22 protein-coding genes are annotated in these 23,838 nt (G+C 55.3%); 2 read left to right on the top strand and 20 right to left on the bottom strand.

Translation table 11 applies throughout. The features are described 5' to 3' along the window. Positions 1 to 281 precede the first annotated feature (281 nt). The 20 genes from VEZ52_RS01980 to xerD all read right to left on the bottom strand — a co-directional run bounded on the left by VEZ52_RS01980 (position 282) and on the right by xerD (position 22,755). Entirely contained in the window at positions 282 to 725 is a 444-nt protein-coding gene (locus VEZ52_RS01980; protein WP_324835309.1) for a hypothetical protein, read from the bottom strand. Positions 726 to 1,066: 341 nt separating this feature from the next. Further along, complete coding sequence (locus VEZ52_RS01985; protein WP_324835310.1) at positions 1,067 to 1,507, bottom strand: hypothetical protein; 441 nt, start codon at positions 1,505 to 1,507, stop codon at positions 1,067 to 1,069. 339 nt (positions 1,508 to 1,846) lie between these two features. Beyond that, a complete protein-coding gene (locus tag VEZ52_RS01990; protein ID WP_324835311.1) occupies positions 1,847 to 2,290 on the bottom strand; it encodes a hypothetical protein in 444 nt (147 codons plus the stop codon). A gap of 57 nt (positions 2,291 to 2,347) precedes the next feature. Then, positions 2,348 to 2,893: a hypothetical protein gene (locus VEZ52_RS01995; protein WP_324835313.1), complete on the bottom strand. Its 546-nt coding sequence runs from the start codon at positions 2,891 to 2,893 to the stop codon at positions 2,348 to 2,350. 15 nt (positions 2,894 to 2,908) lie between these two features. Beyond that, positions 2,909 to 3,241 (bottom strand): hemagglutinin repeat-containing protein, encoded by a 333-nt coding sequence (locus tag VEZ52_RS02000; protein WP_324835333.1) that lies wholly within the window; start codon positions 3,239 to 3,241, stop codon positions 2,909 to 2,911. Continuing rightward, positions 3,123 to 3,485, bottom strand: coding sequence for a POTRA domain-containing protein (locus tag VEZ52_RS02005; RefSeq protein ID WP_324835314.1), 363 nt, complete (start codon positions 3,483 to 3,485; stop codon positions 3,123 to 3,125). The genes VEZ52_RS02000 and VEZ52_RS02005 overlap by 119 nt, the downstream gene beginning before the upstream one ends. A gap of 746 nt (positions 3,486 to 4,231) precedes the next feature. After that, positions 4,232 to 4,792, bottom strand: coding sequence for a Fe-S-containing hydro-lyase (locus VEZ52_RS02010; RefSeq protein WP_324835315.1), 561 nt, complete (start codon positions 4,790 to 4,792; stop codon positions 4,232 to 4,234). Further along, on the bottom strand, positions 4,792 to 5,631 hold the full coding sequence (locus VEZ52_RS02015) for a fumarate hydratase (protein WP_324835316.1): 840 nt from the start codon (positions 5,629 to 5,631) through the stop codon (positions 4,792 to 4,794). Before VEZ52_RS02015 ends, VEZ52_RS02010 begins: the two co-directional genes overlap by 1 nt. A gap of 457 nt (positions 5,632 to 6,088) precedes the next feature. Further along, complete coding sequence (locus VEZ52_RS02020) at positions 6,089 to 7,510, bottom strand: sigma-54 dependent transcriptional regulator (RefSeq protein ID WP_324835317.1); 1,422 nt, start codon at positions 7,508 to 7,510, stop codon at positions 6,089 to 6,091. Then, entirely contained in the window at positions 7,507 to 9,246 is a 1,740-nt protein-coding gene (locus tag VEZ52_RS02025; protein ID WP_324835318.1) for a transporter substrate-binding domain-containing protein, read from the bottom strand. The genes VEZ52_RS02020 and VEZ52_RS02025 overlap by 4 nt, the downstream gene beginning before the upstream one ends. 251 nt (positions 9,247 to 9,497) lie before the next feature. After that, on the bottom strand, positions 9,498 to 10,280 hold the full coding sequence (locus VEZ52_RS02030; RefSeq protein WP_324835319.1) for a fumarate reductase iron-sulfur subunit: 783 nt from the start codon (positions 10,278 to 10,280) through the stop codon (positions 9,498 to 9,500). Between the two features lie 2 nt (positions 10,281 to 10,282). Then, positions 10,283 to 12,133, bottom strand: coding sequence for a fumarate reductase flavoprotein subunit (locus VEZ52_RS02035; RefSeq protein ID WP_324835320.1), 1,851 nt, complete (start codon positions 12,131 to 12,133; stop codon positions 10,283 to 10,285). A gap of 10 nt (positions 12,134 to 12,143) precedes the next feature. Then, positions 12,144 to 12,794, bottom strand: a complete 651-nt coding sequence (locus VEZ52_RS02040) for a succinate dehydrogenase/fumarate reductase cytochrome b subunit (protein WP_324835321.1) — start codon at positions 12,792 to 12,794, stop codon at positions 12,144 to 12,146. A 33-nt stretch (positions 12,795 to 12,827) separates the two neighbouring features. Then, positions 12,828 to 14,171, bottom strand: a complete 1,344-nt coding sequence (locus tag VEZ52_RS02045; RefSeq protein WP_324835322.1) for an anaerobic C4-dicarboxylate transporter — start codon at positions 14,169 to 14,171, stop codon at positions 12,828 to 12,830. Between the two features lie 392 nt (positions 14,172 to 14,563). Continuing rightward, positions 14,564 to 14,968 carry a DnaJ family domain-containing protein gene (locus tag VEZ52_RS02050; RefSeq protein WP_324835323.1) on the bottom strand — a complete coding sequence of 135 codons (405 nt, stop codon included), beginning with the start codon at positions 14,966 to 14,968 and terminating at the stop codon, positions 14,564 to 14,566. Beyond that, entirely contained in the window at positions 14,961 to 17,723 is a 2,763-nt protein-coding gene (gene mutS, locus VEZ52_RS02055; RefSeq protein ID WP_324835324.1) for a DNA mismatch repair protein MutS, read from the bottom strand. The genes VEZ52_RS02050 and mutS overlap by 8 nt, the downstream gene beginning before the upstream one ends. A 110-nt stretch (positions 17,724 to 17,833) precedes the next feature. Next, positions 17,834 to 18,274, bottom strand: a complete 441-nt coding sequence (locus tag VEZ52_RS02060) for a LapA family protein (protein ID WP_324835325.1) — start codon at positions 18,272 to 18,274, stop codon at positions 17,834 to 17,836. A gap of 157 nt (positions 18,275 to 18,431) precedes the next feature. Next, the gene (locus tag VEZ52_RS02065; RefSeq protein WP_324835326.1) at positions 18,432 to 18,974 is read right to left on the bottom strand and encodes an HIT domain-containing protein; all 543 of its coding nucleotides are present in this window, start codon (positions 18,972 to 18,974) and stop codon (positions 18,432 to 18,434) included. 20 nt (positions 18,975 to 18,994) lie between these two features. Further along, positions 18,995 to 21,727: a CBS domain-containing protein gene (locus VEZ52_RS02070; RefSeq protein ID WP_324835334.1), complete on the bottom strand. Its 2,733-nt coding sequence runs from the start codon at positions 21,725 to 21,727 to the stop codon at positions 18,995 to 18,997. Positions 21,728 to 21,825: 98 nt separating this feature from the next. Beyond that, positions 21,826 to 22,755, bottom strand: a complete 930-nt coding sequence (gene xerD, locus VEZ52_RS02075; protein ID WP_324835327.1) for a site-specific tyrosine recombinase XerD — start codon at positions 22,753 to 22,755, stop codon at positions 21,826 to 21,828. Between the two features lie 155 nt (positions 22,756 to 22,910). On the opposite strand from xerD, the gene folK reads away from it, so the two are divergent. Together folK and VEZ52_RS02085 are read left to right on the top strand one after the other, a co-directional pair. Continuing rightward, positions 22,911 to 23,426: a 2-amino-4-hydroxy-6-hydroxymethyldihydropteridine diphosphokinase gene (folK, locus tag VEZ52_RS02080; RefSeq protein WP_324835328.1), complete on the top strand. Its 516-nt coding sequence runs from the start codon at positions 22,911 to 22,913 to the stop codon at positions 23,424 to 23,426. A 105-nt stretch (positions 23,427 to 23,531) separates the two neighbouring features. Then, positions 23,532 to 23,828, top strand: a complete 297-nt coding sequence (locus VEZ52_RS02085) for a transcriptional regulator (protein WP_298997344.1) — start codon at positions 23,532 to 23,534, stop codon at positions 23,826 to 23,828. Positions 23,829 to 23,838: the final 10 nt, after the last annotated feature.

Raw genomic sequence — 23,838 nt, forward strand, 5'->3', positions numbered from 1 at the left:
ATTCCACCTAGAGACGTGTTCGAGGGGGGGCTCAGCTCACATTTTGCACAAATGCAAAGAGGTCAGCCCATGCCCACAAAAGCCTGTTCCACCGCCGTTGGCATCTGGAGCTTTGCAGATCGTCGTTGCTGCCTGCCAATGTGCATTGCGCCCACCTCATACACGCGCATGCTGAGCACATGCAGTCCAGAAAAAAATGATTGAGGAAAAACATGCGAACTTAAATTGCACCGCTGTTATTCGCCTCAACAGATGATTATCCGCAAATAAATTGCTGCTTTTTAAAAAAATTGCATGTATTTACATTTTGTGATTATGCCATCTTTATTAACTATAAAGTTCATTACAGTATAATATTTAACCTTTATTTGTGTTGGTTTTAGATTGAATGCTGGTGCATCGACACCAACATCTCTGTCTTCCGTGTAGTAGTAGTAGTACGCATAAACCCGGCCACCGTCAGGGAGTTCTTTATACACTTCATCTGACTTAAACTTACCTCCATTATAGTCGCCGTTGGCACAATAGTTCATATATTTCTGCACAACAAAGGCATACATGCCTTGCCGAGCGTTCATATTTTCAGGCATCCAGAGCGAGGAGCCTTTTCCATCAGTATAGTCTTCCGGATAGCGCCCAAACAGGCCGCTCTGGCTAGTATCCGGCAATGGGCCACAGGCACAGAGCAGAGCGAACAGGCAGAAGAGTATAATATTTTTGTACATGGAAGTTCTCACTTTTCAGCTATCAGCTTGAAAGAGGCAGATCGTTCAGAGTACTGCTTTGGGGCCATTATTACCAACATGCCCGCCTGCGCGTTCACATTTTGCACAAATGCAAAGAGGTCAGCCCGCGCTCACAAAAGCCTGTTCCGCAGCCGTTGGCTTCTGGAGCTTTGCGAATCGTCGTTACTGCCTGCCAATGTGCATTGCGCCCACCCCATACACGCATTTGGCCCGTTTCAGCTTGCCCAGAAAAAAATGATTAAGGGAAAGCATGCGAGCTTAAATTGAACTGCTGTTGTTCGTTCATATTGGCAATTTCTTACAATTGTTTGGTCAATTATTTATTGGAATCTCTTGTATTTACACTGCGTTATTATGCCATCGGTATTTACTATAAAGTTCATTACTGTATAGTATTTAACCTTTATTTGTGTTGGTTTTAGATTGAATGCTGGCGCATTGACTCCAACATCATGATCTTCTGTGTAGTAGTAGTAAGCATACACGCGGCCACCGTCTGGAAGTTCTTTATACACTTCATCTGACTTAAATTTTCCTCCATTATAGTCGCCATTTACACAATAATTTATGTACTTCTGCACAACGAATGCGTACATGCCTTGGCGGGCATTCATGTTCTCAGGCATCCAGAGCGTGAAACCTTTCCCGTTATCATAATTTTCTGGATAGCGGCCAAATAGACCGCTTTGGCTAGTATCCGGCAATGGGCCGCAGGCGCAGAGCAAGGCGAACAGGCAGAAGAGTGCAATGTTTTTGTGCATGGAAGTTCTCACTTTTCAGCTATCAGCTTGAAAGAGGCAGATCGTTCAGAGTACTGCTTTGGGGCCATTATTACCAATATGCCCGCCTGCGCCCTCACATTTTGCACAAATGCAAAGAGGTCAGCCCATGCACGCAAAAGCCTGTTCCGCAGCCGTTGGCTTCTGGAGCTTTGCGAATCGTCGTTACTGCCTGCCAATGTGCATTGCGCCCACCCCATGCACGCGCATGCTGAGCACATGCATCCCAGAAAAAAATGATTGAGGGAAAGTATACTGGCTCAAATTGAACTGCTGATATTCGCCTCGAAAAGAAAACATTGGCAAACGTCTGGTCATTTTTTAATTAAATTGCATATATTTACATTTTGTAATTATTCCATCTTTGTTAACTATAAAGTTCATTACAGTATAATATTTAACCTTTATTTGTTTTGGTTTTAAATTGAATGCTGGTGCATTGACACCAATATCAAAATCATCTGTGTAGTAGTAGTAGTATGCATACACACGTCCACCGTCAGGGAGTTCTTTATACACTTCATCTGACTCAAATTTTCCTCCATTATAGTCTCCATTTCTACAGTAATTCATGTACTTCTGCACAACATACGCGTACATGCCTTGGCGGGCGTGCATATGTTTTGGCATCCAAAGCCAGGAGCCCTTTCCATCGTCATAGTTTTCTGGATACTCCCCCAAAAGGCCGCTCTGGTTTCTATCTGGCGTCGGCCCACAGGCGCAGAGCAAGGCGAACAGGCAGAAGAGTGCAATGTTTTTGTGCATGGAAGTTCTCACTTTTCCGTGTTGAGACAACAGACAGCAGACAACTCTGGTGCCTTATTATTTGTTTTTAGGGGGTGAGGAAAACATATCATTCCAAGCGTTTTGGATAAAGCCCCAAGGATCATTACGAAGATCCCGCCATGCTTGTTCCGCAGCCTTTGACTTATTGTTTTCTGGCGCGTTGCTGTCTGCCCCACCGTTGCCCTTGGCCTCGTCCTTCTTTTTATCGCCACCTGTCAAGCCCGAGAATATCCGCTGAAAAAAACCGCTCGGGTTGGTCGCAACTTCATGCAGCGAATTTAGTATGTTGGCGGATAGATCCGGATTGAGAACTTTGTCCACATAGCTGAAAGCTGGCTCCAGAGTCAGGTTTGTTTTTGAAGTTGTTTCTGTGCGCATGGCATTATTAGGGTCACGGTTCAAGCCGTCCAGCGACTGACCGGGATTATTGCGCACAGTAATTTCCCCATTGCCAATGGTGGCATAGGCGGTTTGGGTCGTTTCTCTATGACTATAGGAAAATGCGCCCGGTGAAACATTGTGCAGGGTGCCTTCCTTGAAAAGATTGTATGCATCTTGCCAATCTTTTTGTTTGTTGACCAAGGTTTGCACCCTGTTTCACTTGGACATTTGCCCCATAGCCACTGTTGCCTCAGCGCCCACGTTGAAGCTGCTGTTGAACGAGCTGGAATTCTGCACACTGGAAACGTTCAGGTTGCGGCTTACATGCATGTCAACATCCTTGCCTGTCAGGTTGCCGCCAGCAACGCTGGCGATCTGGCCGGAAACCGTGGTCAGCTTTTCCCCGACGACCAGCTTGACATTTTGTTGGTTAGGCGTTGGTGAGTTCTTGCAGCACCGTGTTGATGCCGCCAAGCGTAAGGCATTGCCCCTCGTGAGCCTGCGTGATCGTCCGCACCTGACGCGAGGAGAGCAGGGTGGCCCCTTCAACACTGATCGTCTTGATGGGTACGCATGGGCCTGTTTCCTTAAGCGCTGGTGGATGGATTGGCTCTGGCTGCTCTGTGGGCGGGGTAAGAAGCATCCTGCGGCGCTGGTTATCTTCCAATTCTCGCAGACGCTGATCGTGTAACTCCGTAGCTCGATCAGGCGAAAAAGACGGCATGGGCGCGGCGGCATAAGCATTCTGCATGAGCAACAGAAGCACCGTGAGGCATACAGCTATTTTTTGCATCGCGGGTGTATACTAGTAGTCGATAATAGATGCAACGATAAGCAAATATTAGTTGGCTACTCGGTTTGTTACAGGTATCTGAAACTTATTGATAACCAATGCAAATAAAAAATTTGTGGCTGAATATTTATATATGAAAATACGGTTACGGTTATCGGCTGTTTTCTGTAGCGGGGGTTGGTATGGGTTGGAAATATATACCAATATATTGTTATGATTTGCTTTGTTGTTGTGTGTACAAAACGGCAGCCCGCCAGGACGTGTGAAAGGCGGGATTGCTTCAATGCATGCGGGATTCAGAATGGTGCAACGATCAGAATTGATTCAAATTCTTGCGAACTGTCTGGCAAAGGTGTTGATCTATGCCGTAAAAACACGTGTTCTATGGCGGCTGATACCGTGCCATCGCTGTTCAGATATTTTACTCGTGAGCCAACAGCTTGGGGACTATAACAATCGTTCGGAGCAGGTTTCCTGCGGGTCAACAGGGCATGCAGAACAAAAAGTGGCTAAGGTGCGCAGCTTCCTTTCAACCCGCCTGGGGGGATGGGCATCAGAGCGGTATTGATCGGCAGCGTTAGAGGCTCTCCTTTCACGCAGCCGACAGCGGTTCAAGCCTTTTTATCTCAACAGGCAGGTCAAAGGTCTGCATGGGTATTAGTGGGCCACTGGAGCGGCATCGACAGACGAATCCATCGATGCCGCAAAATATCTCCGGCATGTTGCAGTATTAATGCAACGTCATTTTAGGCTTGTCCCAGCGCGTCTTCCAGTTTTGGAACTGCGTACTGGTCTCCGCCGCGACAATCATTTATGACAATGACCGGGAAATTTTCCACCACAAGTTCACGAATGGCTTCAGGCCCCAGGTCTTCATAGGCGATAACCCTGGCTTCCTTGATGCGCACACTCAGCAGCGCGCCCGCTCCGCCCGTTGCGCCCAGATACACGGCCTTGTGCTCGACCATGGATTTTTTCACATCGGCCGAGCGCATGCCTTTGCCGATCATTCCCTTGAGCCCTTGTTCCATCAGACGCGGCGCGTAGGAATCCATGCGGTAGCTGGTGGTTGGCCCTGCTGCGCCGATGGCATAACCGGGAATGGCCGGAGACGGCCCAACATAATAGATAACTGCGCCCTTGGGGTCGAAGGGCAGGGGGTTCCCCGCGTCCAGAGCCTCCACAAGGCGCTTGTGGGCGGCATCACGCCCCGTATAGATGATGCCTGTCAAATACACGGTATCGCCAATACACAGCTGCTCCACAGCTTCATCAGAAAGCGGTGTGGTCAAATAATGTTCGGACATTAGAGCGTAACCTCCTTGTGGCGAGAGCTGTGGCACTGAATGTTTACGGCAAGAGGCAGGCTGGCCAGATGACAGGGAACGACAGATATTTTGACCCCAAGGCAAGTGGTATCGCCGCCAAGCCCCATGGGGCCGATGCCCAGGCGGTTTATGGATTGCAGCAAATCGGCTTCCATTTCGGCGACCTTGGGATCAGGGTGAACATCATCCACTTCTCGCATGAGAGCTTTTTTGGCGTTGATGGCGGCCAGCTCAAAGTTGCCGCCAATGCCCACGCCCACCAGAATAGGCGGACACGGATTGGAACCAGATTCCGCAACGCGCCGGATGACAAATTCGCGAATGCCTTTCCACCCTTGCGCCGGAGCCAGCATGATGACGCGCGACATGTTCTCGGAGCCGCCCCCCTTGGCCATCATGGTGATCTTGATCTTGTCGCCGGGAACAAGGTCAAAATGGATAATGGCAGGGGAGTTGTCGCCCACATTCTGGCGGGTAAAGGGGTCGCACGTGGATTTGCGCAAAAATCCGTCCTTGTATCCCTGTACCATGCCCGCGTTGATTGCTTCGCGCAGGGTGCCGCCCTCCACACGCACGTCTTCCCCTGCTTCAACAAAAAACACACCAAGGCCGCAGTCCTGGCAGAGGGGCAAACCTGTTTTGGAGGAGAGGGCCGCATTGTCCACCAGTTGCGCCAGAATTCCCCTGGCGGATTCCAGGGATTCGCCCTTTTCGGCCTTTACCAGTGCGTCCAGAACGTCATCTGGCAAATAGCGACCAGCCGCCATACACATGGAAGCCACAGTGTCCACTATCGTTTGTCTTGGTATGGTTCGCATACTGTTTTCGCGCTCCGTTAAGGTTGCAAAGAGGTTATCAGCAAAAGGTAGCTGCACGAGTACGCATAAACACCTTGGGGAATCAGGATTCCTGTTGAACTCGCCGATGCTTTTTCCCGTTCCATTGTTTTTGTTGCTCGCCGAGGCCGAGCAACATCCCAGTCATGCAGGGCGGATGAAGCAAAAGCGCCTTTGCATTACCGCCATTAGCAGCGCAAGATTGATAATGTGGAAAAGCATGTTTGATGCCATCTTTTTATTTTTATATAACTATAGTAAATATAATGCTTTTTAAAACATCCAACCCCTATAAAAAAATCTCCGCCATAACATAAGTTATGGCGGAGATGGAACAGTAAGAGAGAACCCGCAGCCCCGCTTACTTGTGTCTTTTATAACAAGCTGCATTGGAGCATTCTAAAAGTTATATGGCACGTTGCCAGAAAACTGCAGATTGTCAGCTCTGGTCAGCAACTTCCCGGGATGATTTGAGCCTTTTGGAAAGGGCAGGCTGAGAGATGCCCAATAAGCGAGCGGCCATTGTCTGATTTCCTCCTGCCCTGAGCATTGCTTCAGAAATCAGCAGCTTGTCCGCCTCGGCAAGGCTGGGCAAATGCTCGCACACGGCAAAGGGATTACCTGTGGCCTCAAGGGATGCCAAGTGTGAAGAGTTGGAACCGACAATGGCCTGAATGCCGATGGTAGACAATTCCGGGCCGTTGCTAAGGCTCACCGCATCATAAATCATGGCCCGCAGCTCGCGTACATTTCCGGGGAAGGCATATGCCGACAGATATTCTTCCAGACCTGAAGGAATGTCAGGCGCAGTTTTGCCCATGGTTCTGGCTGCTTCGGCAAGAAAATGCCGCATCAAAAGGCCGATGTCTTCAGCGCGTTCGCGCAGTGGCGGAATATGCACATGGTGGGTGCGCAGGCGAAAGTACAGATCGCGCCGAAAACGTCCCTCTGCCTCGTCTACAGCCAAATCACGGTGCGTGGCCACAATGATGCGGGCGTGCAGACGTTTAGGCTGGTCTGCGCCCAAGGGATAATATTCGCCTTCCTGAAGCAGCCGCAGAAGCTTAACCTGCGAGGACAGGGAAAGATCGCCTATTTCGTCAAGGAAGAGCGTACCCCCGGCGGCCTCTTCTATCATGCCTTTGCGCGGTGTAGCCGCTCCTGTGTATGCGCCGCGTACATGCCCAAAAAGCGTATCCGCAAAAACGGCATCATCAAGCCCGGCAACATTAACAGCCACCAATGGCCCGTCACGCCCGCTGATGGCATGGGCCGCCGCAACCAGGTTTTCCTTCCCGACGCCGGATTCACCAGTCACAAGCAGGGGCTGGGGACTTTTGGCGACAGCTTCAATGTAGGCGAAAACGCCGTGCATTGCCCATGAACGGGTGATAATGGAGGCAAAGGCTTCAGGGTGCTGTGCCCCTCCCGCTACGAGCCTGTTTTTTACTTCAAGATTTTCCCTGCGCAGTTCCAGCATCCGTATGGCGCGCTGCACGCCGCCCACAATGCGGTCTTCCTCATCGGTCTTGATGTAGTAGTCAAACGCTCCAAGCTTCATGCAGCGCACGGCAGTGTCCAGCTGGCTGACCCCGCTGATGATGATGCAGGCAGTTTCAGGAAACTGCTCGGCAATGGAGGCCAAAATCTCCTCGCCGGAAATATGGGGCATGGTCAGGTCAAGAATCACGAGGCCAATGTTGCCCTTGCTTAACAGCGACAAGGCCTTGCGGCTGTCATCACACAAAAAGACATTTGTGATGCCTGCCGATGACTCCAGCGTCAGCGAAAGGGCCCGCAACCAGGCGGGTTCGTCATCCACTATGAGAATACCGAAATCCGGATTAAGGGCGGAGTTCATTGGTCGCAGTTCTCCTTGGCCACAGGAATTGTCAGTGATGCTTTTGTCCAGCACCCGGGGCATGATTCAAAAGTCAGCGTACCGCCGTGTTCTTTCAGAATTCCCGCAGAGACGGACAGCCCCAGCCCTGTGCCCCCGGTTTCACGCTTGGTGGTAAAAAATGGGTCAGTCAGATGCTGCAGCTGTTCAGGGTTGATGCCTGTTCCCTCATCCCGCACGCACAAATCAACAACAGCCTTTTCCGGGTCGTAATGCGTGGTTATGACAATCGCCCGCGACTTGTCCGGTAGGGCCTGGCAGGCATTGAGCACCAGATTGACCACAACCTGTTCTATGCGCTGCGAGCTGCCCCACACAAAGGGCAAATCGTCCTCATAATTGGCGGAAAAATGGTCGGTGTGCTTGCGGATGGTGGATTCAACAAGGCGCACGGCCTTGCGCGAGGCATCGTTTATGTCGATGAGTGACTTTCCCACACCTTCTTCACGCCGTGCGAAATCTTTAAGATCATTAACAATGCGCTTTATCCGCAACGCGCCTTCCTGCATTTCGTCGAGCATCATGGGCAGTTCGCTGCGCATGCGCTCATAAGAAATGCCGCCCAGTGTAAATAATCCTTCGCGCTCACGCAGCTCATCAAGCATGCGCGTCACATCGGCCAATACTCGGCGAAGAATTGGAATATTAAGAAGAATCAGCCCATTGGGGTTATTGATTTCATGGGCAACACCAGACACAAGTATGCCCAATGCCGCCATTTTATCGGCCTGCACCAGCTGGCGCTGGTTACGCGAAAGTTCATCAAGCGCCATGCTCAGCGAGCGGGTACGTTGCGCCACCTGTTTGCGCAGAATATGCGTCCACAGCACCACGCCGCCAAGCACTATCAGCAGGGGCACAATAATCGCCCCGGCGTACAGGGCCACTGTTTCCCAGCGAACTTTCCCGGTCTCCAGCACTCCCAGCCATTTGTCGTGAATAGCCTGATAGCGTCCGGTTTCCCGCAGGATGGCCAATCCTTCGCTCAGACGGGACATGAGCATTTCATTGCCCTTGAGCGCTGCGTATCCATAGCGCACTGACGCCACAGAACTGACCACAACGTAAAGGTTGTGCAGTTTGTTCTCCCGGATAATGTAATTGCCAGGCAAAACAGCCACTACGGCATATTCGCCCTGGCCAGAGGCCAACAGACGCAGCCCGTCGGCAGGGGTGTCTGTAAGAATCAGATCCTGTGCAAACCCTTTGGAGGCCAGCACTTCATTCATGTAGCCAGCTCGATGGACTATAACCTTTTTTCCCTCAAGCTCATCAAGTGAAGAAACCGGAGGCGTGTCCCTGCGCGCAAAGATGGCATGGTTGACAATGGTATGCGGTACGAAATCCAAATATCTGGAACGATCTTCGGAAGAGGTCATCCCCTGAAGCATGTCCAGATCTCCCCGTTTGAGAGCTGCCAGTTCAGAAGACCAACCGCCGAGGCGAAACTCAACCTGCATACCCATTGTTTCTGCGACAGCACGGGTCAGGTCAACATTGAATCCGGCAGGTTTGCCGCTTTTGTCGAGGAATTCATAGGGCGGGTAGTCACGGTCACCGCCAACAAGCAAGGAGCGCAGAACCCCAGGGGGCTCTGCGGATGTATCATTTTCACTATATTCCACTGCTGCGGTGTTTGAAACAGCAGCAGAAAGAAGCAGGAGCGCCAGAAGAGTGCGTACCAATAGTGCAACCATGGTTATTCCTGCCGTGTTTTTTTTAAAGCGTCAACTCATTAACATATATTTTATGTTGCATGCATGGCGCAGAATACAAATCTCCGCATGCGCGCAGTGTGGAACAACGCGCATAGCCGCTGAAAAAAGCCATTTTACAGAAGGGGGCAGTATGGCTTGCCCCCTTCTGTGAGGGCTACGACAAAACAGGCAATAGTTTTGTTCCTGGCCTCCAATGGTGCATTTCAACAGTTTTCATAACAGATGCAATTTCAGCAGATGCAACTTTCTTTGCAGCCCAGAAACTTTTTGCGGATTGCGCTGGGCAAAATGCCGCGTACGGATTCCAGTGTGGCCATGCGCCGCATGATGCCCAGCTGATCCTGAAGCGGTATTTTCTTGGGGCAGACATCTTCGCAGGCCAGCAGGCCCATGCAACCAAACACGCCGGAATCATCACCGATCAGTTCATAAAAGCTATCGCTTGTGCGTTCATCACGTGGGTCTATATAAAACCGCGCCAGACGGTTGATACTTGTAGCCCCAATGAAGTCGTTGCGCATAAGGGCCGTACCGCATGCCGCCACGCAGCAGCCGCATTCAACGCAGCGGTCAAGCTCAAAGATTTCATTGGCAAGCGTGTTGGTCATGCGCTCTTCCGGGGCATAAGGCTCAAAAGGTTTGCTGGTATGAACCCAGGACTCGATTTTTTGCCCTACCTGTCTGAACCATGTGCCCGTGTCCACAGAAAGGTCGCCCAGCAGTTTGAACACCGGCAGGGGGTGCAGGCTGATGTGATCCGGCAGATCGGAAGTGCGCGTGTGGCAGGCAAGACCAGGCCGACCGTTAATAACCATGGCGCATGAGCCGCAGATGCCCGCCCGGCAGCAGAAATCAAACTGGAGCGTTGCGTCCATGGTTTCGCGGATCTGCGAAAGCACCAGAAAAAGCGTCATGCTCGCGGTTTCTTCCAGCTCAAAGTGCTGCATGCGCGGTTTTGATTCCGGGTCAGAGGGATTATGCCGGAATATTTCCAGATGAAGGGTGCGTGCCATGCCTATGCTCCTTGCTTCTTGATCATGCTGGGAGAAATCTCGGCGGCAATGATTTTGCCACCGCCGTAACCGCGTTCACCCGGTGGAATTTCATACCACGGAGTTGCCGATTCGTAGCTGAGTGTCGGCAAGGTGTCGCCTTCTTTCCAGTGCGCCAGAGTGCGGTTGAGCCACTGCTGGTCATTGCGCTCGGGGAAGTCTTCCCGCGTGTGCGCTCCACGGCTTTCGGTGCGCATGAGCGCTCCATAGGCAGTGCACAGCGCAAGTTTGATCATGCCGGGCATGCGCAGGGCGGTGGAAATTTCAGGACTGAACGCGCTGCCGGATGAACCGTTGAGCCCGATATTTTTACTGCGCTCAAGCAGAGCCTGGAGTTTTTCCACGCCTTCCTCCAGATCCGGGCCGTTACGGAAAATGCCCACATGCTCCATCATGACGTCCTGCATTGCATTGCGCAGCGTAAAGCAGTTTTCACTACCGCCACGGCACAGGGCCTCTATGCGGCTTTTGACCAGATTTTCCGCATCACGCATGGCGGCTGTGGAAAATAGGGAGTCGTGCCCCTGAAGAAATTCCACAATTTTGGCGCCCACAACACGGCCCGCAACAATTGTCTCGGATAAAGAGTTGCCTCCCAGGCGGTTAAAGCCGTGCATGTCCCAACAGGCGGCCTCGCCTGCGGCGTACAGGCCTTTCAGTCCATAGGCCGCTCCGTCCTTGTTGGTGCGTACACCGCCCATGCTGTAGTGCTGGGTCGGGCGCACGGGAATGGGCTGGTGAATGGGATCAACGCCAAGGAAATTGGTCGCGATTTCATACACTTCACGCAGATTGGTGGTGATGTGCTTTTCACCCAGATGGCGGATATCCAGCCACAGGTGATCCCCATACGGGCTTTTTACGCCAAGCCCCTTGCGCATATGCTCGGTCATGCGCCGGGAAACCACATCGCGGGAGGCCAGCTCTGCTTTTTCCGGTTCGTAGTCGGGCATGAAACGATAGCCGTTGACGTCAAGCAGGGTTCCGCCGTCACCCCGGCAGCCTTCGGTAACAAGAATGTCGGTGGGCACTGTGCCCGTAGGGTGAAACTGCACGGCCTCCATGTTGCCCATGGGCACCAATCCGGTTTCCAGAGCGGCTATCTGCCCTCCGCCATCACAGATGACGGCATTGGTTGTGGCGCGATAAATGCGCCCGTAACCGCCAGTGGCAATAAGCGTTGCGCGTGCCAGATAGGCCACCAGCTCGCCAGTGCGCAGGCACCGGGCAACGCAGCCCTGGCAGGTCTGCCCGTCATGGATGAGCGCTTCGGCCTGCATGCGGTCGTGCACGTCCACACCCAGTTGCAGCAGGCGGTTATCCAGGGTGAAGAGCACGGAATGCCCCGTACCGTCCGCGGTATAGCAGGTGCGCCATTTGGCTGTTCCGCCAAAGGCGCGGGCATGGATGAGGCCCTCGTTTTCGGCTTTTTCCTTGGCCTGAAAGGGTTTGCCCCCCTTAAAATAGGTATGTTCGCCAGGTTCCACACGATTCCAGGGCACGCCAAGATAGGCCATCTCGCGCATGGCTATGGGCGCTGTGTCTGCAAAAATGCGGGCCACTTCTTGGTCGCAGCCCCAGTCGGAACCTTTTACTGTATCCATAAAATGCACGTCGGGGCTGTCGCCCTCGCCCATGATGGAGTTGCCGAGGGCCGCCTGCATGCCGCCCTGCGCCGCTGATGAATGCGAACGGCGTGGGGGAACAAGGGACAGACAAATAACGTCAAATCCGGCCTGGGCCGCTTCTACGGCAACGCGCTCGCCGGCGAGTCCGGCACCTATGCAGAGCAGATCAGTCTGAAAAACTCGCACGTAAGTCCTCCTATCCGGCCAGCAGCCAGAGGCGCAGCAGGGTCATAAGGCCAATGGCCACAAAACCGCCCATCATCATATATTCGCCACGCTGCCAGCGGGAGCGCGTGCTTCTGGTTATAAAACCGTACTTCACGCCAAGGCGGTAAAAACCGATGCCCACATGCAGCTCGGCCAGAGGCAGCAGCACCAGATAAAACGGCAGCCAGCCGCCGCGCACCCGCGCTGCGCTCGTGGCCGCGTCAATGGGCAAATGGGTGAGGATGGTGTACATGTGGATGCTGCCCATAATCAGAATGACCAGAGCAGTGGCAACCTGCACAATCCACATCCAGGTGTCCTTGTGCCGCAGGCGTACGGCGTGGTTCCAGAAAAGGCTCCATTCCCCGGCTGCAAAAGGCATCTTGCGGGCGGCGATTACAAAATGCGCCACCATGAGCATGAAGATGATTGGGCCGCCGATCTGGGCCATGTAGGTGGCTTCAAGAAACCAGCCAAGAGCATTCATGGCAGAAGGGCTTATGATAACGCTGCCCACCATAAGCAGATGCGCCCAAAGAAAGGCAATGAGCAGCACGCCTGATATCGCCTGAAAAAAATCCAGCCGTGATTCGGATCTGGTGTGCGGCGATTCACCGGCATTGTACAAAACCTGACTCATAATTTCTCCTGATATACCTGTCTGGTACCGTGGTTACAGGAAGGTCATGACCAGGGCGTAGCTCACGAGCGTACCCACGGTAATGCCTATGGCACCTGGAATAATGAAACTGTGATTGACGATGAACTTGCCGATGCACGTGGTGCCCGATCTGTCAAAATTGATGCAGGCCAGATCGCTGGGATAGGTGGGCAGGATAAAGTAGCCGTAGCACATGGGCATGAAGGCCAGCAGCAGCTTGGGCTCAAGGCCGAGGCTGAGGCCAAGGGGAACAACCGCCGCCAGCGCGGCTGCCTGGCTGTTCACAAGCTTGGAGACGAACACAAGCACAAGGGCGTAAGTCCAAGGATAAGCCGTCACTACGCTTGCCAGTTCCGTCTTGATGAACCCAAGGTGGGCATGGAAGAAGCTGTCAGTCATCCAGGCCACGCCAAAAACTGAAAAGATGGCGACCATGCCGGCTTTGAAGACCGCACTGCTCGATATGGCCTGCTGCTTGACCTTGCAGAACATGAGGATGCACGCGCCAGCAATGAGCATGATCATCTGAATGACAATATTCATGGAAAGAGGCGCGAGCTTGTTGGCCGGGCCGAATAAGGGACGCAGCCCCTCAAAGGCGCCCAGCACCACCACGGCGGCTATCGCGGCAAAAAAGAACCATACGGCGCGGAAGGCTTCCGGGGGAAATACCTTATCCAACAGGGTGCTGCCGCCGCCGTATATGTAGGCCTTGGTTTCAGGATCGGCCAGACGCTTCTGAAATTCCGGATCCTTGTCCAGGTCTTTGCCACGGTGCATGGACCACAAACCAGCGCACAATACGCCCACGAAGGTGGACGGAATGGAAATGGCCAGCAAGGTGACAATGCTTATGGCAGTTCCCACACCGTGGGCTTGCCCGAGCATGGAAACCATCGAAACAACAGCCACTGAAACGGGCGATGCGCAGATGCCGATCTGCGCCGAAACAGAAGCGACAGCCATAGGCCTCTCAGGGCGGATGCCCTTGTTGATGGCAATGTCATAGATAATGGGGAACATGGTGTACGCCACGTGGCCGGTACCGCACAGCAACGTAAGAAACCATGTGGTGATGGGAGCAAGCAGGGTAATGTGTTCCGGATGCTTGCGGAGCATGCGTTCAGCCACCCGCATGAGCACATCCAGCCCTCCTGCCGTTTGCAGCGTGGCCGCGCAACCGATAACGGCCAGGATGGTAAGGATGACATCGACGGGCGGTTTGCCCGGCTGCACGTGGAAGACAAAACAGAGAATGAACAAACCAATGCCGCTGATGAGGCCCAGCCCCATGCCGCCGTATCGTGTTCCCAACAGCAGACAGGCCAGAATGACACAAAGTTGCAGTGTCAGCATGAAATCTCCCATTTCGTTATTTTGTTTCATGATGTGACCGCTCAGCCATACATGGCTGAACTGCACGGTAGTGCTTTGGCACTACCGCCTTACATGCAGCGCGTGACAGATAACGGGAGAGAAAGCAGGTTTGATGCCAGAGTGATTAGATCTACGTAATAGTTCAATATATAATGCTTTTTTATTTCTATCATCACACAATAAAAAGTCCTCCATAACAAAAGTTATGGAGGACCTGGAACGAATTGGGCTGAGCCCGTGATTTAAGGAGATTGTGCCTTTTATAACAAGGCGCATCAAGCCATTCTAAAAGTTATAAGTGTTTAAAATCAAATAATTATAGTGGATTGGCCGGGTGATTCCTGTGTTCGGTGTTACACCTGTCGCCGCCGTCAGCCCGCCTTGCGCGGATTGGCGGACAGTCTGTCCAGCAGGCGGTCATAATAGGGATCATCCTGCTCAATCTGCATGGGCCGCTGAAAGCGCATTTTGGCCCGCGTGATCATAAAGCGCACCCTCTGCATCTGGCGCACGCGTTCCTGCTCGTCCTCGCACTGCTCCAGCAGATCAACAAGCCTGTTCAGTTCCTTGCGCTCCTCAAGCTCGGGCGGCAGGCAGCCCGCATTGCGCAATATCTTGTAGGCCATGCGCATGTCTTCCGGCACATGGCTCAGGTCTTCAATCTCAAGGGGTTTGCCAGCGCCGGGCAGATTGTCAAAGGCCCCTTGCGACAGGGCTTCCTCAATGCGGCGTTCCGCCACAAGCTGGATGACAGACCATGGATTGGCGTCACTCATGGGCATCCCCGTCCGGCGGCAGGGCGTCTGCTTGCGGGGCAGATTCCGGGCTGTCGCTCCACAGTTTTTTCCATTCCATGAGCAGCCGCAGGGCGTCCAGCGGGCTGAGCTCGTCAGGATTCAGCTCGCGCAGCAGCAGAACAAGCGGGTGTTCCGAGCGCGGCGGCGCAGCGGCAATTTCCGGCAGTTCCGGCTCTTTTTTTGCTGGTTCAGGCAGGTTCAGGCCCGGCAGGGACACCGCAGAAACCACAGTTTTTCTGGCGCTGTCGCGCCCGCGCTCAAGCCCCTGCAAGATGGCTCTGGCCCGCTGCACCACGGGGCCGGGCACACCTGCAAGGCGGGCCACCTCCACGCCGTAGCTGCGGTCTGAAGGGCCGGGAACAAGCTTGTGCAGAAAGAGAATATCGTTGTTGTATTCGCGGATGGCGATGTTCATGGTGAACACGCCCGCAATGCGGCCTTCCAGTGCGGTCAGCTCATGGTAGTGGGTGGCAAAGAGGGTGCGCAGGTCGCCGCCAGCCCGTTTAGCAAGGTCTTCCACCACGGCCCAGGCCAGAGCCACGCCGTCATAGGTGCTGGTGCCCCGGCCAATTTCGTCAAGGATCACAAGGCTGCGGCGGGTGGCCTGACGCAGAATGCGGGCTGTTTCCATCATTTCCACCATAAAGGTGCTCTGGCCCTGCGCAAGGTTGTCTGATGCGCCAACGCGCGAAAACAGGCGGTCTACCAGCCCAAGGCGGGCAGCGCTGGCAGGAACCATGGAACCCATCTGCGCCAGCAGGCTGATGATGGCAACTTGCCGCAGTACAGTGGATTTACCGGCCATGTTTGGGCCTGTGAGCAGGCACAGGCGGCGTCCGGCATCAAGGCGAAAATCGTTGGGCACAAAATTGGCGCGGCCAAGCATGGCTTCAACTACAGGGTGCCGCCCCTCGCGGATGTCCAGATTGGCCTCCGCGTCAAGTTCCGGCCTGCACCAGTTGTTGGTGCGGCCCACTTGCGCGAGGCTCTGCCAGTAGTCGAGCTGGGCGACCATATCCGCCGCGTGAATGATGCGTTCGCGCTGGGCGGCCATGTGGGTACGCAGATCCTGAAACAGCGAGTATTCCAGCGTCTTGCGCTTGTCTGCGGCAGACAGAAGCTCTTCTTCAAGATCTTTCAGCTCCACAGTGGTGAAGCGCTCGGCATTGGCAAGGCTCTGGCGGCGAATAAAATGGAAGGGCGCGGGTCCGCTGTGGGCCGCGCGCGTAAGCTCGTAGTAATAGCCGAACACACGGTTAAAGCCCAGCTTGAGCTTGCTGATGCCTGTTTTTTCCTGTTCTTCGGCCAGCATGTTCTGGAGCTTCTGTTCGCCGTGTTCCGCCAGATCAAGCAGGCGGTCAAGTTCCGCATTATAGCCGGTTTTAAACAGGCCGCCTTCGGTAATGACCGCAGGGGGGCTGTCCACCAGGGCGCTTTGCAGCAGGGCCGCGCAGTCTTGCATGTTGTCCCAGGACTTGACCACATCGGCAACGCTCTTGGGCATGTTGTCCGGAGCACCGGGCGCGCCAAAAGCTGTGGCAGGAGCTGCCGCAAAAGCATCGCCAGCCCCTTGCAGGGCGGCGTACACGTCCGGCAGGGCCGCAAGGCTGTTGCGCAGGGCAATAAAATCGCGCGGCGCGCCCTGATTCAGGCTGATGCGCGTGGAGAGCCGCTCCAGGTCGTAGACATTTTTCAAAGCTTCGCGCAGTGCGGCGCGGCGGGCATCGTCCGCATGAAAAAACGCCACAGCGTCCTGAACGCGGGTGATGGGCCCAAGCTCGCGCCAGGGGTGGCGCAGCATGTCTTCAAGCAGCCTGCCGCCCATGGGAGTCATGGTGTCGTCCAGCACATGACGCAGGGTGCCTTTGCCCTTGCGGCCATTGAGGCGGCAAAAAATTTCAAGGTTACGCTCGGTCACATCGTCAATGAGCAGGCGGCGGCCAAGATCAAGCGGCGCAAAGGGCATGAGGTGGTCGGGGTTGCGCATCTGCGTCTGGCTCAGATAGACCAGCAGCGCGCCGCAGGCCCGCATGAGTTCCGGCTTGCCTTCCAGCCCCAGAGCACCGGCTTCGCGCACGCCCTGAGCGGCCACAACGCGCTCTGTGGCGCGCTTGAGGTCAAACTGGGGGGCAGGCATGCGCACAAGCCTTATGCCTTCCAGAATGCACCGTTGGGGCGGCTCGACCCCTTCCGGCACCAGCAGTTCGCGTGGGGCAAGTTTTTGCGCCCACTGCCACAGTTCGGCTTCGCGCTTGAACTCAACGCCAGACCACTGGCCCGTGGAAATATCCGCCCAGGCAAGGCCGCCAGCTCCACCGGAGGTGGAAGGGCACAGGGCCCCCAAAAAGTTATGGCTCTTGCTGGCAAGGTTGGCATCTTCCAGCACGGTGCCGGGCGTGATAACGCGTGTTACGGCCCGCTTGACCAGCCCCTTGGCGGCCTTCGGGTCTTCTGTCTGGTCGCAGATGGCAACATGGTAGCCCTTGTCGATGAGCTGGGCCACGTAACCCTCCACCGCATGCCACGGTACGCCGCACATGGGGATGGGGTTTTCTGCATCTCTGCTTCGGCTGGTGAGGGCAATCTGAAGTTCGCGGGCCGCGACCTTGGCGTCTTCAAGAAACAGTTCATAAAAGTCGCCCATGCGGTAAAATAGCAGGGCATCGGGGTGTTCAGCCTTGATGCCCATGTACTGCTCAAACATGGGGGTCAGTTTTACGGGGGCTTCAGACATAGTAATTCTTGGGGTGACGGTGACGGTTGCGGATTACCGCAGCCATAAAAAAATTATGGCGCTGCCCAGACCCTCAGCCGAACAGCGCCACAAAGCGGATTGCAAAACGTCTAGTGCTGCTTGTCAGGATCCGGAACCAGTGATTCTTCGGCGGCAACAGCCGTAGCGGCGGCGGGCGCCACGGGCGCGGGCTGGGCGTCGGCCTTGCCGTTCTTGCTCAAGAACTGCGTGCGGGCTGTGTCTGAGCCAATCTTTTTCTTGGTCTTTTCCAGTTCGCGCTCAAGGCTGCTGATCTGCCATTTCTGCTTCATCAGGCGGGCGGTCAGATTGACCTTGTCCCACACCAGAAAGCCCAGAGTCATCAAGGCGCCACAGGCGAAGGCCGCGATGACCAGAAAATAGAAGGGCAGGGCGATGGAAGACATGGCGGGAATAAAGAACAGGTTGAGCGTGAGCACCATGCTCTGGGAGAGCGCGCCCTGGTTCTGAAAAAAGAACACAAGGGCGAGGAAAAAGAGAATGGCGAGCAAAAATACTTTGATATACCGCATAGACATACTCCTCAGGCTAAATAAAGCTATCTCAAAAAAACTTCACGGGCTTTTTGAGAATGCCGCATCGCCCAAGAGGGCACAGCATCGCGCTCTCCAGCCGGTCTTTGTCGCCCCCTGCGAAAAAGACAATCCCCGCCACAAGGTCATGCAGCCCTTACGAGCCGCAACCTTCCTGCCCGGGCGTGGAAGCGGCGCGGTCTTGCTTGCCATTGGCCGCGCCATTCGTGAAATACGGTTTCATTGCCGCATAGGTGCGGCTCAAGTGTTCGGGCATGGTGCGCACTTCGTCAAACACTGCCATGAATGAAGAGTCGCCCGTCCAGCGCGGCACCAGGTGAAAGTGCAGGTGTTCGCGAATGCCCGCGCCCGCTGCCTGCCCCTGGTTCAGGCCGATATTGATGCCTTCACAGTTAAAGTGCTGCTTTAAGATTACCGTGCACTGCTGTAAAAGATCCATGATTTCATGGGTTTCTTCCGGCTTGAGGTCTGCCAGCAGCATAACGTGCCGATATGGGCACACCATGATATGCCCGTTATTATACGGGAATTTGTTCATGATGACAAAGGCCATACGGCCTCTGTGCAGTACCAGGCGCTGCTCGTCATCCGCCGTATGATCGGGGAGGCAGAACACGCAGGAGTCTGGCTTGGGGCCAAGAATGTACTCAATGCGCCATGGAGCCCATAGTTGTTTCATAGTTGGTTTCTATACACCTCTTATAAACGCTGGGCAAGTGAAGAATTCCGACTGGTTTGTTCTTCATTCCCACTGCCGGATTTTGCGGCGATACTGCACACGAGGCTGCGCGCCAGATCCATCTGTTGTTCTGGCGTTGCGGCGGTGCCGTCAAGCTTGGCAGCGAGCACGGCGTCCAGAATGCGCCCAAAGGCGGGGCCGGGTTCCAGCCCCATGATGCGCAGGTCTTCGCCGCTCACATCCGTTTTTTCTTTGCGCCACTGGGTAATGTAGCGCGAAAGGTTTTTTTGCAGGGAGGCATCGCTTGTGTCTGCCATGAGGTAGAGCAGGCATTCGAGCGAAAGGGGCCGCAGCAGGGCGCACAGGGCGCTGACGCCCTCCTTGCCTGCCTCATGGTCTTTTTGCCACGGCTCCAGCTTGCCGCGCACCACGCGCATGTGCTCGCGCTGGCGCAGAATGTCGGCCCGCCGTGGTTCGGGCAGGCCCATGCGCTGATAATGGTTGGCCGTATCGGCATAGCTCATGTTGTGGTTGAGGGCCAGAAAGAAGGCCAGCCAGGGTTGGGCTGCCTCTTCAAAATACAGCAGCCTGTACCACGTGAGCGTTTCCTGAAGCCGCAGCAGCAGGTTTTTGCGCGTGGGATTGAGCGACAGCAGGGGAGAAACCGCCTCGAGCACGCCGAGCTGGTCGAGCCGCAGGATGCAGGCTGAAGGGTCTTCCTCATCGCAGATATGCTGGAACTCGTGGAGCAGACGAAAGCCCGAGAGTTTGTCCATGAGCTTGAGCTTGAGGGCGTTTTTGATGAGCTTTTCCGTACCCGCCCCGATGTGGAAGTTATAGCGCTGCTCAAAGCGCACAGCCCTGAGGCAGCGGGTGGGGTCTTCCACAAAGCTCAGGGTATGCAGCACCCTGATGACGCGCTCCTTGATGTCGCGCTGACCGCCGAAAAAATCCACCAGCTGGCCGAACGGCTCGCAATCAAGCCGCACAGCCAGCGCATTGATGGAAAAATCGCGGCGGAACAGATCCATCTTGATGGACGAAAGCTCAACCGTGGGCAGTGCCGCTGGGTATTCATAATATTCGAGGCGCGCCGTAGCTACGTCGATGCGGGCTTCGGCCCCCGAGGCGTCAGTATAAATGACCACCGAGGTGAGGAACTTCTGGTGCTCGCGCACCCGCCCGTTGAGCTCCTTTGCCAGCGCCCGCGCAAGGGCTATGCCGTTGCCCTCCACTACCAGATCAATGTCCTGGTTGGGGCGCTGGAGCAGAAGATCGCGCACAAAGCCGCCCACAGCGTAGACCGGCAGGCCGAGTTCCCTGCCCAGCCGGCCCGCAAGGTGCAGCATGTTGCGGCTGGCAAGGGGCAGTCTGTCCTGTATGAGCTTGCCAAGGTTGCGCTCCTTGCCGCCGGTTGTGCGCGGCTCCGGCATATGGCCCGGCTCCTGTGCAAAAACATTGATAAGGTCGGTGCGCGTGACCACGCCGATAATCGTGTCGTCTTCCACAATGGGCACAAGGCGCTGGCGGCCTCCCACGATGGTGGTGGTCAGATCCTTGAGCGTTGCGTCTGGCGGCAGGGTGGTGATTCTGCGGGTCATGTAGTCTTCTACCGTGGATGCGCCAAGGCCGTGGGCGCTGGCCCGCGAGGCCGTGAGGGCATCCAGCAGGCCGATGCACTGGCGGGTTTCTGGCATGAAGACCGGCACGGCCTTGAGGCCGAAGTGGAGCATGAGTTCATCCGCCTCATGAATGGTGGCGGTGGCCTCAATGCCCACGGCGGGCGAAGACATATATTCGCGCGCGGTTTTATCGGGGTAGGCCTGGGCGTAGAGGTGGCGCAAAATCACATCGCGCACTTCATGCACCGTCATGGTGCGCACCGAGGCCGAAGCCGCGTAGGCATGCCCACCGCCGCCAAGGGCCGCGCAGATGTCGCCCACGTTAATGGCCTCGTTACGGCTGCGGGCCACCACCTGAATGCGGTCGTCCATAAGCCCGATGGCAAACAGCACCGGGAATCTTTCCATCTCCATAAGGCGGTGGGCCAGATAGGCGAAATCCCCCAGATAATGCTCCATGGCGGCTTCTGAAAGCGTTACCTGAACATTGTTGATGTTGTATGTCTGAGTGGATTCCAGCAGGCTGTTCAGGGCCTGAATGTGCAGGCTTGTGAGTTCGTGGGCGGCCAGAGCGTCGATGCGGTTCACATCCATGCCCTGCCCGAGCAGCCATGCCGCCGCCATAAAATCGGCCTGCGTGGTTGAAGAATAAGTGAAAGAGCCGGTATCGCCATAAATGCCAAGCCCCAGCAAGGTGGCGTCGTCCGCGCCGAGGCTGAGGCCCCGTTCCGAAATGGCCTGCACAATGAGGCTTGTGACAGAGCCGATGTGCGCCATGTGCGTGTGCGGGCTTGTGATATCATCTGTGGAATCCGGATGGTGATCCCACAGTTCCACAGTCACGTCGTCACGGTCGAGCAGTTGGGCCACATGGCTTATGCGGCCGCGCTGACGGGTATCCACAACCACAAGGCGGGTTATGGAGTCCCACGGGATGGCAGGAGTTTCCACTATGCCCAGCGCCGCCGTATCCAGCCCGGCAATGAGCTTTTGCAGGCCCCGCTCCTGCGTGCCGGGAAAGAGCAGCACGTGCGGGGCGTAAAGAAATCGGGCCGCCAACATGGCTGCAAAGGCGTCAAAATCTGCGTTGGCGTGGCAGGTGATGAGCGTTGTTCCGGCTGTATGCTGCAACGCTGAGGCCGCAGAAGCGGACGCCAACTGTACGGGGGGAGTCTGGTCGGCTGTGGTTTGGGCGGATGCCGTCTGTGTGGTCGTTTTCGGCGCAGGGATCACTGGCGGCTCCGGGGATGGAATTGATGGTGTATGCCGCGCAGGCGCTCGGCCTGCACATGGGTGTAAATTTCTGTGGCGCTTATGTCGGCATGCCCAAGCAACATCTGCACGGCGCGCAGGTCTGCGCCGCCCTCCAGCAGGTGCGTGGCAAAGGAATGCCTGAACGTATGCGGCGAAATGGCGCGTCGGATGCCCGCCTCAAGCGCGTATTTTTTTACCATCTTCCACACGTACTGGCGCGTAAGGGCACGGCCCGAGCGGTTGACGAAAAGCTGGTTGCCTGTGGGCGTAAAAAGGGGCCTGCATGCGCTGATATAGTCTGCCAGCATCTGCTGCATCAGGTCGTGCAGAGGCACCAGCCTTTCTTTGGAACCCTTGCCAAAAACACGCACAAGGCCGCGTTGCAGGTCAAGATCAGGCACGCACATGGCGCACAGTTCAGAAACGCGCAGACCCGCAGCGTACAGAAGTTCAAGCATGCAGCGGTCGCGCTTGCCGCTTTTGTCGCGCAAGTCTGGCTGGGCAAGCAGGGATTCCATTTCATCCCTGGTCAGTACCTCCGGCAGATGTTGCGGTAATTTGGGGTTTTCCAGCAACTCCGCAGGGTTTTTACGCAGCCGGCCTTCTTCAACGGCAAAGGCAAAAAATGCCCGCAGTGCGGAAAGACGGCGTGCCAGGGTGCGCCCCGTGTTCTGCCGCGCGCGCAGCCAGGCAAGGTACAGAAAAATCTCCTGTTCATCGGGGTCGGGCAGCGAATCTTCCGCCACGCCCTGGGCCAGCTCCTGCCGGTACAGAAAAAAACTCTCAAGATCCTGTCCGTAGGCTTCAACCGTATTGGGCGAAAGGCCGCGCTGGGCCAGCAAAAAATCCCGCCACAGGGGTAAAAGGGTTGCCAGGACAGGGGCTTTGGTGCGTGGATGTGCCATGTGTCCATGCTAGCCGCCTTGCCGCAACGGAGCAAGCCTTTTGCAATCAAAACCGCCCGGATGCGTTGCCTGCGGTGGGCTTTATCCTTTCCGCGAAAAAAGATATGCTGCAAACCTTGCTAAAAAGCGGGCTGAACCTATTTGAAGGAAACCTGATGGCAGATCAAACAAAGCTGCGGGCCTATGTGAGCCTCGGCTCTAACTGCGACATTGCGGCAGAAAAACTTGCAGCAGCGCTGGACGCCCTTGCGGGACTGCCGGAAATGGGCATTGGCGCAGTATCCCCCGTCTACCGGACAGAACCGCAGGAATACACGGAGCAACCCTGGTTCCTCAATCAGGTGGTTGAGCTTTTTCCTGGCGATAGCTGGCGGCCTTGCAGCCTTGTGGACGCTTTGCTGGACATCGAGGCCAGGCTTGGGCGAGTGCGCAGCCCTGACCCGATATTGCGTTTTGGGCCGCGCGTGATTGATGTTGACCTGCTGCTTTTTGGGCAGGAACGGAGCACCGATCCCCATTGCCTTGTGCCGCATCCACGGCTGACGGTGCGGGCTTTTGTCATGCGGCCATTGCTTGATATCGCGCCCCTGATCGTTGTAGAGGGCCTGCCCGTGAGGGACTGGCTGGCGCGTACAGTCTGCCGCGTGGAAGGGGACAGAATTTTTCAGTGACTGGTGCCGTCCTCTGTGATACAGTTCCCAACGGCTTTAATATGCCTGAAAGGGCTGCACTCCAGCCTTACGCGACCCGTGCTACGGGATTAAGGAGCATAACAAATGGTAAAGTGGCTCATTCTGATTTTGGCGGGCTACGCCCTATATCGCCTTTTTGCCAATGATCTGAACAAGAAGCAGAAGGAAAGCAAGCAGGAAAGCGCTGCTGAAATGGAGCGTAAGGTTGCCGCTGGCGAAATGGTCAAAGACCCCGAATGCGGCGCGTATGTGGCCGTTGATGGCTCTATTTCCGTGCGTGACGGCGAAAAAGTTCACCGTTTCTGCAGCTACGAATGCCGCGACAAGTTTCTGCAACGCCTTGAAGAAGGCGGCAGGGAACTCCCCCCACGCGAAGAATAGTCTTTTTCAG

The organism is Desulfovibrio sp. (assembly GCF_035644575.1).
Taxonomy (GTDB): domain Bacteria; phylum Desulfobacterota; class Desulfovibrionia; order Desulfovibrionales; family Desulfovibrionaceae; genus Desulfovibrio.